At 55.3% G+C, this 15,706-nt stretch carries 19 protein-coding genes; 11 read left to right on the plus strand and 8 right to left on the minus strand.

The annotated features are described in order from the left end of the window. The first annotated feature begins 7 nt into the window (after positions 1-7). The gene (gene hcr / locus Y71_RS18115; RefSeq protein ID WP_007374111.1) at positions 8-976 is read left to right on the plus strand and encodes an NADH oxidoreductase; all 969 of its coding nucleotides are present in this window, start codon (positions 8-10) and stop codon (positions 974-976) included. A gap of 93 nt (positions 977-1,069) precedes the next feature. On the opposite strand, the gene Y71_RS18120 is transcribed toward hcr, so the two are convergent. Continuing rightward, a complete protein-coding gene (locus Y71_RS18120) occupies positions 1,070-1,498 on the minus strand; it encodes a DoxX family protein (RefSeq protein ID WP_007374110.1) in 429 nt (142 codons plus the stop codon). 150 nt (positions 1,499-1,648) lie between these two features. Here Y71_RS18120 and poxB point away from each other — a divergent pair, with 150 nt between their 5' ends. The 4 genes from poxB to Y71_RS18140 all read left to right on the plus strand — a co-directional run bounded on the left by poxB (position 1,649) and on the right by Y71_RS18140 (position 6,957). After that, positions 1,649-3,367, plus strand: coding sequence for a ubiquinone-dependent pyruvate dehydrogenase (poxB, locus tag Y71_RS18125; protein ID WP_007374109.1), 1,719 nt, complete (start codon positions 1,649-1,651; stop codon positions 3,365-3,367). A gap of 37 nt (positions 3,368-3,404) precedes the next feature. Beyond that, positions 3,405-4,403, plus strand: a complete 999-nt coding sequence (gene ltaE / locus Y71_RS18130) for a low-specificity L-threonine aldolase (RefSeq protein ID WP_007374108.1) — start codon at positions 3,405-3,407, stop codon at positions 4,401-4,403. Positions 4,404-4,412: 9 nt separating this feature from the next. Continuing rightward, complete coding sequence (locus tag Y71_RS18135; RefSeq protein ID WP_007374107.1) at positions 4,413-5,849, plus strand: DUF2867 domain-containing protein; 1,437 nt, start codon at positions 4,413-4,415, stop codon at positions 5,847-5,849. Between the two features lie 94 nt (positions 5,850-5,943). After that, positions 5,944-6,957 (plus strand): 3-beta-hydroxysteroid dehydrogenase, encoded by a 1,014-nt coding sequence (locus Y71_RS18140; RefSeq protein ID WP_007374106.1) that lies wholly within the window; start codon positions 5,944-5,946, stop codon positions 6,955-6,957. Between the two features lie 4 nt (positions 6,958-6,961). On the opposite strand, the gene Y71_RS18145 is transcribed toward Y71_RS18140, so the two are convergent. Genes Y71_RS18145 through Y71_RS18155 form a run of 3 tightly spaced genes read right to left on the minus strand, consistent with a single transcriptional unit; the run spans position 6,962 to position 8,705 of the window. Continuing rightward, a complete protein-coding gene (locus tag Y71_RS18145; protein WP_227135788.1) occupies positions 6,962-7,540 on the minus strand; it encodes a WG repeat-containing protein in 579 nt (192 codons plus the stop codon). Positions 7,541-7,557: 17 nt separating this feature from the next. Next, positions 7,558-8,385, minus strand: coding sequence for an N-acetylmuramoyl-L-alanine amidase (locus Y71_RS18150; protein ID WP_007374104.1), 828 nt, complete (start codon positions 8,383-8,385; stop codon positions 7,558-7,560). Continuing rightward, entirely contained in the window at positions 8,382-8,705 is a 324-nt protein-coding gene (locus Y71_RS18155) for a heavy metal-binding domain-containing protein (protein ID WP_007374103.1), read from the minus strand. The genes Y71_RS18150 and Y71_RS18155 overlap by 4 nt, the downstream gene beginning before the upstream one ends. A 100-nt stretch (positions 8,706-8,805) precedes the next feature. Here Y71_RS18155 and Y71_RS18160 point away from each other — a divergent pair, with 100 nt between their 5' ends. The 6 genes from Y71_RS18160 (at position 8,806) to artJ (ending at position 13,305) form a co-directional block, all read left to right on the plus strand. Beyond that, on the plus strand, positions 8,806-9,321 hold the full coding sequence (locus tag Y71_RS18160; RefSeq protein ID WP_007374102.1) for a lipoprotein: 516 nt from the start codon (positions 8,806-8,808) through the stop codon (positions 9,319-9,321). 208 nt (positions 9,322-9,529) lie between these two features. Next, positions 9,530-10,258, plus strand: coding sequence for an arginine ABC transporter ATP-binding protein ArtP (gene artP / locus Y71_RS18165; RefSeq protein ID WP_007374101.1), 729 nt, complete (start codon positions 9,530-9,532; stop codon positions 10,256-10,258). 19 nt (positions 10,259-10,277) lie between these two features. After that, positions 10,278-11,009 carry an arginine ABC transporter substrate-binding protein ArtI gene (gene artI, locus Y71_RS18170; RefSeq protein WP_007374100.1) on the plus strand — a complete coding sequence of 244 codons (732 nt, stop codon included), beginning with the start codon at positions 10,278-10,280 and terminating at the stop codon, positions 11,007-11,009. A 6-nt stretch (positions 11,010-11,015) separates the two neighbouring features. Next, entirely contained in the window at positions 11,016-11,732 is a 717-nt protein-coding gene (artQ, locus tag Y71_RS18175; protein WP_007374099.1) for an arginine ABC transporter permease ArtQ, read from the plus strand. After that, positions 11,732-12,400 (plus strand): arginine ABC transporter permease ArtM, encoded by a 669-nt coding sequence (artM, locus tag Y71_RS18180; RefSeq protein WP_007374098.1) that lies wholly within the window; start codon positions 11,732-11,734, stop codon positions 12,398-12,400. Before artQ ends, artM begins: the two co-directional genes overlap by 1 nt. A gap of 170 nt (positions 12,401-12,570) precedes the next feature. Continuing rightward, a complete protein-coding gene (gene artJ, locus Y71_RS18185) occupies positions 12,571-13,305 on the plus strand; it encodes an arginine ABC transporter substrate-binding protein ArtJ (RefSeq protein WP_007374097.1) in 735 nt (244 codons plus the stop codon). Positions 13,306-13,355: 50 nt separating this feature from the next. Here artJ and Y71_RS18190 read toward each other — a convergent pair whose 3' ends face one another. The 4 genes from Y71_RS18190 to Y71_RS18205 form a co-directional block, all read right to left on the minus strand. Further along, positions 13,356-13,697 carry a HigA family addiction module antitoxin gene (locus Y71_RS18190; protein ID WP_007374096.1) on the minus strand — a complete coding sequence of 114 codons (342 nt, stop codon included), beginning with the start codon at positions 13,695-13,697 and terminating at the stop codon, positions 13,356-13,358. Positions 13,698-13,719: 22 nt separating this feature from the next. Next, a complete protein-coding gene (locus Y71_RS18195) occupies positions 13,720-14,022 on the minus strand; it encodes a type II toxin-antitoxin system RelE/ParE family toxin (RefSeq protein WP_007374095.1) in 303 nt (100 codons plus the stop codon). Positions 14,023-14,087: 65 nt separating this feature from the next. Beyond that, positions 14,088-15,215 (minus strand): 23S rRNA (uracil(747)-C(5))-methyltransferase RlmC, encoded by a 1,128-nt coding sequence (gene rlmC / locus Y71_RS18200; RefSeq protein WP_007374094.1) that lies wholly within the window; start codon positions 15,213-15,215, stop codon positions 14,088-14,090. Positions 15,216-15,256: 41 nt separating this feature from the next. Beyond that, positions 15,257-15,676 (minus strand): YbjO family protein, encoded by a 420-nt coding sequence (locus Y71_RS18205; RefSeq protein ID WP_090474329.1) that lies wholly within the window; start codon positions 15,674-15,676, stop codon positions 15,257-15,259. Positions 15,677-15,706 lie beyond the last annotated feature (30 nt).

Genomic DNA, 15,706 nt, shown 5'->3' on the forward strand with positions numbered 1-15,706 from the left:
GATAACGATGACCATGCCAACCCCTCAATGCCCGTGGCGCATGCAGGTTCACCATATCCATCAGGAAACGCCGGATGTCTGGACGCTGTCGCTGTTATGCCACGATTACTATCCGTATCGCGCCGGGCAATACGCGCTGGTAAGCATTCGCAACAGCGCCGACACGCTGCGTGCTTACACCCTTTCATCCACGCCGGGCGTGAGCGAATACATTACGCTGACCGTTCGCCGTATTGATGATGGCGCAGGTTCCCGGTGGCTGACCCAGGAAGTAAAACGCGGCGATTATCTGTGGCTTTCCGATGCGCAGGGGGAATTTACCTGTGATAACGAACCGAACGATAAGCTGTTGCTGCTGGCGGCAGGGTGCGGCGTGACACCGATTATGTCGATGCGCCGCTGGCTGGCGAAGTATCGCCCGCAGGCCGATGTGCAGGTGATCTTCAATGTGCGTTCGCCGCAGGATGTGATTTTCGCTGATGAGTGGCGCGAATATCCTGTCACGCTGGTGGCGGAAAATGACGCCAGCGCAGGTTTTGCTTCTGGCCGTCTGAGCCGCGAACTGCTCAGCCAGGTGCCGGATCTGGCCGCGCGCACGGTGATGACCTGCGGCCCGGCGCCGTACATGGATTGGGTTGAGAACGAAGTGAAAGCGCTGGGCGTAACGCGTTTCTTTAAAGAGAAATTCTTTACCCCTGTCGCGCAGGCTGCCACCAGTGGGTTGAAGTTCAGCAAACTCTCGCCGATGAAAACCTTCTACGCGCCTGTGGGCAGCACGCTGCTGGAAGCGCTGGAGAGCAATAAGATGCCAGTGAATGCCGCCTGCCGCGCCGGTGTGTGCGGCTGTTGTAAAACGCAGGTGATTTCCGGTGAGTATACCGTCAGCAGCACCATGACGCTGACGGAGCAGGAGATTGCCGCCGGATATGTGCTGGCCTGCTCCTGCCATCCCCGGGGGGATTTGGTGCTGGCGTAACGCTTTCTGCACAAAATAAAACGCCCTTCATCTGGAGGGCGTTTTTTGGATCTCATTGACCGGGTATCGTTCCGGTACGCTGTTAACTCTGCACTACTTCCACGCTGGCGCCACGGAATAGCGGCCCGCACCAATAAAAGCAATCACCAGCGCAGCAATAAAGAAGTAAACAATACTTTCAATCGCCCACGCTCCAGTCGCATCCAGAGCGCCCGTTTTACCAATGCCGACCAGTAACCACGCCACCAACATCGTAAATGCCAGCACCAGCGCGGCGGGGCGAGTCAGAACGCCCAGAATGATCAGAATCGGGCACAGCACTTCGCCAATCAGCACGCCGTAAGCAATAAAACCCGGTAACCCTTTTGCCACCAGCATGCCCGCAATACCATCAATACCGCCGATTAATTTGTGCAGCCCGTGAAACAACATCAATCCGCCAACCAACAAACGCAGCAACAGTCGGCCAAGATCTTCATGCGAAAACATATTATTAACTGCATTTAACAATGATTTAACCATTTGAAATGATTCCTGTTTTCATCGACCTTTTTCAGAGTATTACGGAGTGTAACTGAAATAAACCCCTGTTTTAAAAAAGGGCATCGTTAATCTCATTCCAGGCAGAATCATTGTCTAAGCTTGTAATCAAGATCACAAAAGGAGCTTTCCATGAAACAGACAGTGGCTGCTTATATTGCTAAAACCCTTGAACAAGCGGGCGTTAAACGGATTTGGGGGGTAACCGGTGATTCTCTTAACGGGCTGAGCGACAGCCTGAATCGCATGGGTACCATTCACTGGATGCCAACGCGTCATGAAGAAGTCGCCGCCTTCGCCGCCGGGGCGGAAGCGCAACTGACCGGCGAGCTGGCGGTTTGTGCCGGTTCCTGCGGGCCGGGAAATTTACATCTGATCAACGGTCTTTTCGATTGCCACCGCAACCATGTTCCGGTGCTGGCCATTGCGGCCCACATTCCCTCCAGCGAAATCGGTAGCGGCTACTTCCAGGAAACCCATCCTCAGGAGCTGTTTCGCGAATGCAGCCACTATTGCGAACTGGTTTCCAATCCGGAACAGATCCCGCAAGTGCTGGCGATCGCCATGCGCAAAGCCGTGCTTAATAAAGGCGTGTCCGTCGTGGTACTGCCTGGCGACGTGGCGCTGAAACCCGCGCCGGAAAGCGCCAGCAGCCACTGGTACAGTGCGCCGCAACCGGTGGTCACACCGACACAAGAAGAGTTACAAAAACTGGCGCAGTTGCTGCGCTACTCCAGCAATATCGCCCTGATGTGTGGCAGCGGCTGCGCCGGTGCGCACAAAGAGCTGTTGGCTTTCGCCGGGAAACTGAATGCGCCCATTGTCCACGCGATGCGCGGTAAAGAACATGTGGAGTACGACAACCCATACGATGTCGGCATGACCGGGCTGATTGGTTTCTCTTCCGGGTTCCACACCATGATGAATGCCGATACCTTAGTGCTGCTCGGCACGCAATTCCCCTATCGCGCCTTCTACCCCACTGATGCCAAAATCATCCAGATCGATATCAATCCGGCCAGCATTGGCGCGCACAGCAAAGTGGATATGGCGCTGGTGGGCGATATCAAAGCCACCCTTGCCGCGTTGCTGCCGTTGCTGGAAGAAAAAACCGATCGCCGCTTCCTTGATAAAGCGCTGGCGGATTACCGCGAGGCCCGCAAAGGGCTGGATGACTTAGCGAAGCCGAGCGAGAAATCGATTCACCCGCAATATCTGGCGCAACAAATCAGCCATTTTGCCGCGGATGACGCGATTTTCACCTGTGATGTCGGCACGCCAACGGTGTGGGCAGCGCGATATCTGAAAATGAACGGCAAGCGCCGCCTGCTCGGTTCCTTTAACCATGGTTCGATGGCCAACGCCATGCCGCAGGCGCTCGGGGCAAAAGCAACCCACCCGGAAAGACAAGTCGTGGCGCTCTGCGGCGATGGCGGTTTCAGCATGCTGATGGGTGATTTTCTCTCTGTTGTGCAGATGAAGCTGCCGCTGAAAATTATCGTCTTTAATAACAGCGTGCTCGGCTTTGTGGCGATGGAGATGAAAGCGGGCGGCTATTTAACAGATGGTACGGAGTTGCAGGACACCAACTTTGCCCGCATCGCCGAGGCCTGTGGCATTACCGGGATCCGCGTGGAGAAATCCGCCGATGTTGACGAAGCGCTCCAGCGCGCTTTCTCGATCGATGGCCCGGTGCTGGTGGATGTCACGGTCGCCAAAGAGGAACTGGCGATCCCGCCGCAAATCAAACTGGAGCAGGCCAAAGGTTTCAGCCTCTATATGATGCGCGCCATTATCAGCGGACGCGGCGATGAAGTCATCGAACTGGCGAAAACCAACTGGCTCAGGTAAAACAGAAGCTTAACCTGAGCCAGAGAAAGGAAATGCCGTGATTGATTTACGTAGTGATACCGTAACCCGCCCGGGGCGCGCCATGCTCGAAGAGATGATGGCCGCCCCGGTCGGGGACGATGTTTACGGTGATGATCCCACCGTTAACGAACTGCAGCGTTACGCGGCGGAACTCAGCGGTAAAGAAGCCGCACTGTTTCTGCCGACCGGTACGCAAGCCAACCTGGTGGCGCTGTTAAGCCATTGCGAGCGCGGCGAAGAGTATATTGTCGGCCAGGGAGCGCATAACTATCTCTACGAAGCGGGTGGAGCCGCAGTGCTCGGCAGCATTCAGCCGCAGCCCATTGATGCCGCCGCCGACGGGACACTGCCGCTGGACAAAGTTGCGGCAAAAATCAAAGCCGATGACATCCACTTCGCGCGCACCAAACTGCTCAGTCTGGAAAATACCCACAACGGCAAAGTGCTGCCGCGCGACTACCTGAAACAGGCGTGGGAATTTACCCGCGAGCGCGGGCTGTCACTGCACGTTGATGGCGCACGCATCTTTAACGCCATCGTGGAATACGGCTGCGACCTTAGCGCGATCGCGCAATATTGCGACTCCTTCACCATCTGCCTGTCAAAGGGCCTCGGCACGCCGGTCGGTTCATTACTGGTGGGCGACAAAGCTTATATCACCCGCGCCAACCGCTGGCGCAAAATGACCGGCGGCGGCATGCGCCAGGCCGGGATCCTTGCCGCAGCGGGCCTGTATGCGCTGAAGCACAACGTCTCGCGGCTGAAAGAGGATCACGAGAACGCCGCCTGGCTGGCTGCTCAGCTACAGGAGATTGGCGCCGACGTGATGCGCCACGACACCAACATGTTGTTCGTTCGTGTTGGCGAACCGGCCGCAGCGTTGGGGGCGTTTATGCGCGAACGCGATGTGTTAATCAACGCTTCGCCGGTGGTGCGACTGGTCACCCATCTCGACGTCAATCGCCAGCAGCTCACCGAGGTGGTTCGCCACTGGCAGGCTTTTTTACAGCGCTAAGGAGCAGATGTGGCGCAGCGGATCCTGGTGCTTGGCGCCAGCGGTTATATCGGGCAGCGGCTGGTGGCCGCGCTCAGTCAGCAAGGCCACCAGGTCAAAGCGGCGGCGCGCCAGTTAACGCGCCTGCAAAAGCAGCGGTTGCCCGGCGTGACCTGCCACACTATCGATCTCTATTGGCCACAGGATCTTCCGGCGCTGCTGGCCGATATTGATACGCTCTACTATCTGGTGCATAGCATGGGCGAAAGCAGCGATTTTGTGGCGCATGAACGGCAAATCGCCCTGAATGTGCGCGATGCGCTGCGGGAAACGCCGGTCAAACAGGTTATTTTCCTCAGTTCGTTGCAGGCAAAAGGAGCAACGGATTCTGACCATCTACTGGCGCGGCAATATACCGGCGATCTGCTGCGGGCAGCCGGTGTGCCGGTTACCGAATTGCGCGCCGGAATTATTGTCGGCGCGGGTTCGGCGGCCTTTGAAGTGATGCGCGATATGGTATTTAACCTGCCGGTGCTGACGCCGCCGCGCTGGGTGCGTTCTCGTACCACGCCGATTGCACTGGAAAACCTGCTGTATTACCTGCTGGAGTTGTTGCATCATCCGGCGGCGGAACACCGCGTGTTTGAGGCTGCCGGGCCGGAAGTGCTGAGCTATCAGCAACAGTTCGAGCACTTTATGCGCGTCAGCGGCGTACACCGCCCGCTGATCCCCATTCCGCTGCCAACGCGGCTGATCTCCGTCTGGTTTTTACATCTCATCACTTCCGTGCCGCCAGGCATCGCAAAGGCGCTGATCCAGGGGCTGAAGCACGATCTGCTGGCCGACGATCGCGCATTGCGCCGTTTGATCCCGCAAACGTTGATCCGCTTTGATGACGCAGTGCGTCAGACGTTGCAGGAAGAAGAAAAGCTGGTGAATTCCGCCGACTGGGGCTATGACCCGCAGGCCTTCTCACGCTGGCGTCCGCAATACGGCTACTTTCCGAAACAGGCTGGTTATCAGGTAAAAACCGCAGCCAGCCTCAGCGCGCTGTGGGAAGTGGTTAACCGTATCGGCGGCAAAGAGCGCTACTTTTTCGGCAATCTGCTATGGGAAACCCGCGCGGCGCTCGATCGTTTAATTGGTCACCCACTGCCGCGCGGGCGTTCCGATCGCGCTTGGCTGCAAACCGGTGATGCGGTAGATAGCTGGAAAGTGATCATCGCCGAGCCGGAGCAGCAACTGGCATTATTGTTTGGCATGAAAGCGCCGGGGCTGGGGCGGCTGGCCTTTACGTTAAGCGACAAAGGCGATCACCGGCTGTTGGATGTCCGCGCCTGGTGGCATCCGCACGGCATGCCGGGTTTGTTTTACTGGCTGCTGATGTTCCCGGCTCATCTGTTCATCTTTCGTGGTATGGCGCAACAAATTGCCCGTCTGGCAGAAAAAAATAGCGAAAAAGTCTGACGGTTAACCTTTTTCTTTTACTTCTCCCATTGCATCGCGGCGTAATTCACGGAAGAATGCGCGCGATAATTGCTTTTCAACACAGTGGATTGATATGAAGGTACTGGTCACGGGCGCAACCAGCGGTTTAGGCCGAAACGCCGTCGAATATCTGCGTCAAAAAGGGATCAGCGTCAGGGCGACGGGCCGCAACGAAGCGATGGGCAAGTTGCTGAGCAAGATGGGCGCCGAGTTTGTGCATGCAGATTTAACCGAGCTGGTTTCATCGCAGGCTAAAATCATGCTCGCTGATATCGATACGCTGTGGCACTGCTCCAGCTTCACCTCACCGTGGGGAACGCAGGAAGCGTTTGACCTGGCGAATGTGCGTGCCACGCGCCGTCTGGGTGAATGGGCTGTCGCCTGGGGCGTACGCAACTTTATCCATATCTCCTCGCCTTCGCTCTACTTCGATTATCACCACCATCGCGATATCCCGGAAGATTTTCGCCCGGCGCGTTTCGCCAACGAATTTGCCCGCAGCAAAGCCGCTGGCGAGCAGGTCATCGATCTGCTGGCGCAGGCGAACCCCAATACCCGTTTTACCATTCTGCGCCCGCAAAGCCTGTTTGGTCCGCACGACAAAGTATTTATCCCACGTCTGGCGCAGATGATGCACCACTACCGCAGCGTGTTACTGCCGCGCGGTGGTGATGCGCTGGTGGATATGACCTACTACGAAAATGCAGTGCATGCGATGTGGCTCGCCAGCCAGCAACAGTGCGACACGTTACCCTCAGGGCGGGCGTATAACATCACTAACGGCGAGCCGCGCTCGCTGCGCAGCATCGTACAGCGGCTGATTGACGATCTGGCGATCTCCTGCCGCATTCGCTCCGTACCCTACACCATGCTGGATATGCTGGCCCGCAGCATGGAGCGTTTTGGCGATAAGCGCGCGAAAGAACCCGCCTTCACCCACTATGGCGTGTCGAAGCTCAATTTTGATTTCACGCTGGATATCACGCGCGCGCAGGAAGAGTTGGGCTATGCGCCGATCGTGACGCTGGATGAAGGCATCAAACGCACGGCGCACTGGTTAAAAGATCACGGTAAACTACACCGCTAACAGATCAGAACGGCCCGGATTTAATCTCAGACACCCGCTGGCCGCTCTTATCAATGTAGTACCACTCCCCGCCGCTCAACGAGATATGCTCGCCTTCACGCTGCGGTTTGCACCCGATGCAGACCAGCGCTTTGCCACCCTCAAACTGCGAAGCGTAATCATAGCGGGCGGCAATGCGGTTGCGAAAACTGTCATCCCAGTAGCCCACTTTGCCGTTCTGCGTTGAGCGCACCAGTCCCTCAACAAACCAGTCCGGCCCGTTATCGAAATGAATCACTGGCAAATACTCGTGCGCAGAACGCACATAATAATCCGCATCCTGCTCCCCCGCTCCACGGGTATAATTGTGCAGCCCGACCCACGACATGCCATCGACATCATGGGTTTTGGCAAATAGCGCGGGTAAAAATACCAGCTTGCCGTCTTTCAGTACGGCGCACTCATCCAGCGTTTCCACACTGTCAGTTTGTTTGTCCCAGTAGGAACATGCGTACGGCGGGTTTGGCGCAGCGTGGACAGCAAAAGCCGCCATCAGCAGTGCACCTGTCATGATGCGAAACACCATTTCCATTGACCTCGTCATAAAAAAACCAGCGGCAGTCACCCCTGGCCATATTTTTCCAGTAATGCCTCGGCAATGGCCTGGCTTTCGGCATCCGCAACACCGTGCCATAACCCCGGACGGAAATGCATCTGAAACGCCTCAATCACTCGTTTCTGCTGCGCAGACGTCATTTCCGGTTTCACTTCGTAGCCGTAGCGCGCCAACAAATCAAGCAGCGACGCCGTTTCCACCGGCTGATGAGGAGAACGACCATTCAGGTAAAATGCTACCCGCGCCGCATCCGGCCAGGCGCCAATCCCCTGAGCGGCCAACGCCTGCCACGGGAATAACGGGCCGGGATCGTCTTTACGCTGCGGCGCGATATCGGCATGCGCCACCACGTTTTGCGGCGCGATGTTGTACCGCGAGATAATATCTTTTACCAGTGGTATCAATGCACTAATTTGCTCAGGAGCAAAAGGCGCGAAGGTTTTTCCTCCCTCGCTTCGTTGCCAGCCGCGGTTTTCTAACTCAATGCCGATGGAGGTATCGTTGATGCGCGTCGCGCCGCGCCAGAAACTCACCCCCGCGTGCCAGGCAAGATCCTGCTCCGGCACCAGCTGCCAGATGCGCGGTTTACCGTGGTACAGCGGCGGCCTGGCGGGTACCAGGTAATGGGCGCTCACCTGCTTGTCGGTGAGCGTCGCCAGCGAGACATCAAAATCATCCGCCGTGTAATGAATCACCAGCACCTTGATACGTGGATAGGCTGCCTGCGCCTGACGCCGCGTATCCAGCTGGTAGCCGTTTTTATCGATAATCCCTTTTTCACTCGCACAGCCAGCCAGAAGCAGCGCCAGCATTGCTAATGCATACTTTTTCATCGGCGCGTTTTAACCGCCGTACCGCTGACGCTCACCATTAGCATGCTGCTGTCTTTGCCTACAGTTTCATAATCGATATCAATACCGACCACCGCATCTGCGCCAAGCTGCTGCGCCTGGTCGCCCAGTTCACGAAAGGCAATTTCCCGCGCTTTACGCAGTTCTTTCTCATAAGCACCAGAACGTCCGCCGACAATATCGCGGATACCGGCAAAAAAATCGCGGAAAATATTGGCGCCCAGAATCGCTTCGCCCGTCACGACGCCGCAATACTCGATAATCGGCTGTCCTTCGAGTGTCGGCGTGGTTGAAAGTTGCATAAGGTTCTCCTTTTGATTGCGCACGTTACGAGACACATTATCAGATCAATACACTATTCTTGAAAGGTCGTGTCTTCTGAAGAGAAATAAGGAAATCAACATGCGCTATTCAGTTTTGACTCTTGTAATGCCGTGCGCGCTGCTGCTGAGCGCCTGTACCACCGTAACCCCGGCCTATAAAGATATTGGCGCCCATAGCGGGCAGTGTGTGGAAGGCGGTCCGGACAGCGTTGCACAACAATTTTATGACTACCGCATCGCTCATCCGGGCAGCGACCTGACAGCATTGCGCCCATACCTGAGTGACGACCTGGCAAAAATGCTGAATAACGCCAGCCGCGATCCGCAAACCGCTGCGTTGCTAAAAACCGATCCCTTCTCCAGCCGTAGCGTTGCCGCCGATCATGCCGACGTCGCCAGCGCTTCCACCATTCCTAATAGCGATGCGCGGAATATTCCGCTGCGCGTAACGCTAAGCCAGGGCAGCCAGAGCTGGCAGGATGAAGTACTGATGATCCGCGAAGGACAGTGCTGGGCGGTGGACGATGTCCGCTACCTGGGCGGCTCGGTACATGCGCCCGCCGGGACGCTGCGCCAGTCGGTAGAACATCGCTAACGGTTATCACAACATGTGGTAACCCCCGTAAATTGTCTGGCATTCCCCGGGGAATGCCGACATTTATGCCTGGTTCCCTCACCGCCCGGTATTTTGTGCTAACTTTATCGCATAACCTGGTTTATTTTTAAGTTTTAACGCACAAATATTGCATAACTATTCTGTCAACGTTACTATTTGCGGCCTCAATTGCTATCAGACTGCTTCGATGAGTATTAAATTAAACAGCATCAATTGCTTTTATGGCGCACACCAGGCGCTCTTCGACATCACACTGGATTGCCCACAGGGTGAAACTCTGGTGCTGCTCGGCCCAAGCGGTGCGGGTAAAAGTTCGCTGTTGCGCGTACTCAACCTGCTCGAAATGCCGCGTTCCGGCCAGTTAAGCATTGCAGGCAACCATTTTGATTTTGCCAAAACCCCGTCAGATAAAGCGATTCGTGAATTGCGCCAGAACGTGGGCATGGTGTTCCAGCAATATAATCTTTGGCCGCATCTGACCGTGCAACAAAACCTGATTGAAGCGCCGTGCCGCGTGCTCGGTTTAAGCAAAGATCAGGCGCTGGCGCGCGCCGAAAAGCTGCTGGAGCGTTTACGTCTTAAACCTTATAGCGATCGCTATCCGCTGCACCTGTCCGGCGGACAACAGCAGCGTGTCGCCATCGCCCGTGCGCTGATGATGGAGCCGCAGGTTCTGCTGTTTGATGAACCTACCGCCGCACTCGATCCGGAAATCACCGCGCAAATTGTCAGCATCATTCGCGAACTGTCGGAAACCGGCATTACGCAGGTCATCGTGACCCACGAAGTGGAAGTGGCGCGCAAAACCGCCAGCCGCGTGGTGTATATGGAAAACGGTCACATTGTTGAGCAAGGGGATGCCAGCTGCTTTGCCGCGCCGCAGACCGATGCGTTTAAATACTACCTATCTCACTGAAGACTCGGGAATAAAGACAATGAAAAAAGTACTGATTGCCGCACTACTTGCCAGCATCAGCCTTAGCGCTACAGCAGCCCAGACCATTCGTTTTGCGACAGAAGCGAGCTACCCTCCGTTTGAATCCACCGATGCCAACAACAAGATCGTCGGCTTTGATGTGGATCTGGCGAATGCATTGTGTAAAGAGATCGATGCGACCTGTACCTTTACCAACCAGGCCTTTGACAGCCTGATCCCGAGCCTGAAATTCCGCCGTTTTGACGCGGTAATGGCCGGTATGGATATCACGCCAGAGCGTGAAAAACAGGTTCTGTTTACCACACCGTACTACGACAACTCTGCGCTGTTCGTCGGCCAGCAGGGTAAATTCACCAGCATCGATCAGCTGAAAGGCAAACGTGTTGGCGTGCAGAACGGCACCACACACCAGAAATTCATCAACGATAAACACCCGGAAATCACCACCGTGCCTTACGACAGCTACCAGAACGCGCGTCTGGATCTGCAAAACGGCCGTATTGATGCTGTCTTTGGTGACACCGCAGTGGTCACCGAATGGCTGAAAGCCGATGCCAAACTGGCAGCAGTAGGCGATAAAGTGACGGACAAAGAGTACTTCGGTACCGGTCTGGGTATCGCCGTACGCCAGGGCAACACTGAATTGCAGCAGAAATTCAACGCTGCGCTGGAAAAAGTGAAGAAAGATGGGACTTACCAGACCATCTACAGCAAATGGTTCCAGAAGTAATCCTTAATGAACGAAATGTTTCCATTAGCAAGCGCCGCCGGGATGACCGTCGGCCTTGCCGTTTGTGCGCTGCTCATCGGCCTGGTGCTGGCGATGATCTTTGCCGTTTGGGAGTCCGTTAAGTGGCGTCCCATTGCATGGATCGGTACCGCGTTGGTCACGCTGCTGCGCGGCCTGCCGGAAATCCTCGTGGTGCTGTTTATCTATTTCGGCGCCTCGCAGTTACTGCTGACGCTCTCTGATGGTTTCACCATCAATCTGGGCGTGGTGCAGATCCCGGTGCAGGTACAGATTGAAAACTTCGATGTCAGCCCGTTTCTGTGCGGCGTAATCGCGCTCTCTCTGCTCTATTCGGCTTACGCCTCACAAACCCTGCGCGGTGCATTAAAAGCTGTGCCGGACGGTCAGCGGGAATCCGGCCAGGCGCTCGGTCTGTCGAAAGGAGCGATCTTCTTCCGTCTGGTGATGCCGCAAATGTGGCGCCATGCGCTGCCGGGTCTGGGTAACCAGTGGCTGGTGCTGTTGAAAGATACCGCGCTGGTGTCGCTGATCAGCGTTAACGATCTGATGCTGCAAACCAAAAGCATTGCGACCCGTACTCAGGAGCCTTTCACCTGGTACATTGTGGCGGCGGCGATTTACCTGGTGATCACTCTGTTCAGCCAGTGGATCCTCAAACGTATTGACCTGCGTGCGACGCGCTTTGAACGGAGGCCGGGATAATGCTTGCCTATTTACCAGAGCTGTTTAAAGGCCTGCATACCAGCCTGACGCTGACCATCGCGTCACTGATTGTGGCGCTGATCTTGTCGCTACTGTTTACCGTCATACTGACGTTGAAAACGCCGGTGCTGACGCACATCGTACGCGGCTATATCACGCTGTTTACCGGTACGCCGCTGCTGGTGCAGATCTTCCTGATTTACTACGGCCCCGGCCAGTTCCCGTCGTTGCAGAACTATCCGTTCATCTGGCATCTGCTGTCGCAGCCGTGGCTGTGTGCGCTGCTGGCGCTGTCACTGAACAGTGCGGCGTATACCACGCAGCTGTTTTACGGCGCGATCCGCGCGATTCCGCAAGGTCAATGGCAATCCTGCGGCGCGCTGGGCATGAGCAAGAAAGACACGCTGGCGATCCTGCTGCCTTATGCCTTTAAACGCGCCCTTTCGTCCTATTCCAACGAAGTGGTGCTGGTGTTTAAAAGTACATCGCTGGCTTACACCATCACGTTGATGGAGGTGATGGGGCACGGCCAGCTGCTGTACGGCCGCACCTATGACGTAATGGTGTTTGGCGCAGCCGGGTTGATTTATCTGGTGGTGAACGGTCTGTTGACGCTAATGATGCGCCTGATTGAACGCAAAGCGCTGGCTTTCGAACGCCGCAGCTAATTGCATAAATAATAATCAACGGCGAGATAATGCTTTAATATCTCGCCTTTTTTATACCCAATAAAATATATTTAAGCATTTTTATTGCATATAAATTCAATTAATGGCATCGTAAACGCCATGCTGAAGACACGGCAAAAACAATAAGATTGATCGACAGGAGTTCGAAAATGAAAAAACTGATGCTGGCCGCCGCCCTGATCGCGACTTTCGCTGCAAGCGCCTCTGCTGCTGATAAAATCAATTTCGGCGTTTCCGCCACTTACCCGCCGTTTGAATCGCTGGACGCGAACAATAAAATCGTCGGTTTTGATATCGACCTGGCAAATGCGCTGTGCAAACAGATGCAGGCAGACTGCACCTTCACTAACCACGCGTTTGACAGCCTGATCCCATCGCTGAAATTCAGAAAATATGATGCGGTGATCTCCGGTATGGATATTACGCCAGAGCGCGCCAAACAGGTCTCTTTCACCGATCCGTACTACGCGAACTCCGCCGTGGTGATTGCGAAAAAAGACGCGTTTAAATCTTTCGACGATTTGAAAGGCAAACGCATCGGTATGGAAAACGGCACCACGCATCAGAAATATTTGCAGGATAAGCACCCGGAAGTGAAAACCGTGGCTTATGACAGCTATCAGAACGCGATTATCGACCTGAAAAATGGCCGTATCGATGGCGTGTTTGGTGATACCGCAGTGGTTAATGAGTGGCTGAAAACCAACCCGCAGCTTGGCGTTGCAACACCGAAAGTGACCGATCCGCAATATTTCGGCACCGGCCTCGGCATTGCTGTTCGCCCGGAAAACAAGGCGCTACTGGAAAAACTGAATACCGCCCTGAAAGCGATCAAAGCTGACGGTACGTACCAGAAAATCAGCAACCAGTGGTTCCCGCAGTAAGTGCAGCCTTGCCCGGTAGCGTCGCGCTTACCGGGCGATAAAAAAGTCGCTTATGCGACTTTTTTTGTCCCTGCCTCACGGCGAGCAATAAAATTCGCCGCCGATTCAATCCGGCTCAGCTCTTCCTGGGCTCGCATATTATTCTCAACTTCCCATAAATCGACGGCCGCTTGCAGGTTGAGCCAGAAATCAGCGGATGTGTCAAACGCTTTGGCGAGACGAAAGGCCATCTCCGCCGTCAGCCGCCGGTTGTTATTAACCAACGCACTGACGGAGTTACGATGCACATGCAATATCTCCGCCAGCTCGTTAATCCTGAGCTCAAGAGGTTCCAGGTACTCATACAGCAGGATGTCGCCCACCGTTGTTGGCTTTCTGGTCGCCTGTTTCATGTTAAATCCTTAGCGTTATGGCTCAATAGATATGCGGATCCAGATAGAGGTCATCCGCCTTTCCGTTAACCCATCTGAAAATTAACCGGTACTGCTTATTAACCCTGATGGAAGAATAACCGAGCAGTTTCCCCGATAACTCTTCATAGCGATTGCCCGGCGGCGAACGAAGATCACGGTGAGACGTCGCGGCATTAATGATATCCAGCTTGCGGGCCAGCGTAGTGTGAATATCGGCCGGAATTTTCCGGTGCGGCGTGGTGTGATGAAAGAATTCATCAAGCCATGCATCCCGAAAATATCTGATGCTTATTTTCTTTGGCATTGCAGCCTCCTTGCCGCGTTCATACCAATGATACTATTGCACACCCGCACTGTGCACAAGTGCTTTTACATTTTAACCAACAGCGTCAACACCTCGTAATGCGCGGTATGCGGAAACATATCAAACAGTTGCACGCGTTCGATGCGATAGCCTGGAAGCTGTCGAATATCTTTCGCCATTGATTGCGCATTACAGCTTGAATAGACGATAAAAGGCGGCGCCATACGGCTTAAGTAGTCGCATAATTCCGCCCCGATGCCGCGTCGCGGTGGGTTAACCAGTACCAGATCCGGCACGTCCTGTTGCGCAGTGGCGAACTGTGTAGAATCGAGCGCCTGAAAATGCAAATTATGCAATCCCAGCACCTGCGCCGACTGCGTTGCGCAGGCGATCGCTTCCGGGGCGATCTCGATGCCGGTCAGCCGCATTTCAGGTGTAGCGCAGTGCAGACCAAAACCGCCAACGCCGCAGAACAGATCCCACATATGCGCGACCGGTAAAGCACGCACCCAGTCACGGGCGGTGGCGTACAGCGCGCTGGCGACGGCAGGGTTAGTCTGGAAGAAGCTTTGTGGGCGGATCCACAGCGGCACACCATTGAAATTTTCCGCCAGCGCCTGCTGTTCGGTGAGGAAAATCTCCGTCTCCCCTTCCATGATCGCCATATGCACCGGCTGAATATTTACCGAAATAACCTTTAACTGCGGTAATTGCGCCTGCAACCACGGCAGCGCGGCGCGCAGTTGCGCCAGCTTAACTTCGGAACGCAATACAAAACGCAGCATCATGCCGCCATCCTGCTGGCTTTCGGTCAGCAGCAGGTATTTCAGTTCGCCGCGCTTGCGTGTCACGTTGTAGGGCGTTAACCCCGCGCGGGCAATAAAGGGTTTAAGCGCAGCAAAAACCGGGGCAAAAGAGTCGGGATAGAGCGGGCAATCAGTGAGATCTTCCGGCGTACCGTCGCGGTGCAGCATACCGAGCAGCGGTTTTTCTACGCTGCCGCTGACCACCATTTTGGCTTTATTGCGAAACCCCTGCTCCGGGCCACTCACCGGCGTGCGCCACTCTGCCACCGGCAACCCTGCCAGCAGGTGACGGAGATCGTCCATCTTAGCGGTAAGCTGGGTGGCAAGCGGTTGTTCGATCCACTGACAGGAGCGACAGCGACCAGCATCGTAGAGAGCGCACTGCATAATAAAGCCTTTCGTTTTGCGGGGCCGGGATTGTACCACCGTTATTGCAGGCGGAAAAAGCGTCGACTGGGCGTGGGGATAAACAGCAGGAACAGCACCAGCATATCAGGCAGTTTTTGCAGCATCAGCGAACGGAAAATCTCCCGGCGCGATCCACCGGCAATACTGAACAGCTCCGGATAACCATAGCCGAGCGAGGCGGCCCACAAATAGCCGGTAGCGATAAGCTGCGTCAGAAGATAGAGCCAGCGCGCCCAGTTGCGCCCTTTCACTACCGAAAACGCACAAAGGATCTCGATAAACACCAGCAACAGGCTGCCGAGAAAAATCAGCGTCAGCGCCCAGGTCTGTGCGCTGCGCTGGACAAAATCGATAATACCGCGTCCGCCCAGTACATTGAGCACCATCAGCACATCGACACAGCGAATGGTGATGATGGCAATAGCCGCCACCTGCACCATCGCGGGTACATTCAGTTTCGCGTGATGAGT

The sequence above is a fragment of the Kosakonia radicincitans DSM 16656 genome, from assembly GCF_000280495.2.
In the GTDB taxonomy this organism is placed as follows: domain Bacteria; phylum Pseudomonadota; class Gammaproteobacteria; order Enterobacterales; family Enterobacteriaceae; genus Kosakonia; species Kosakonia radicincitans.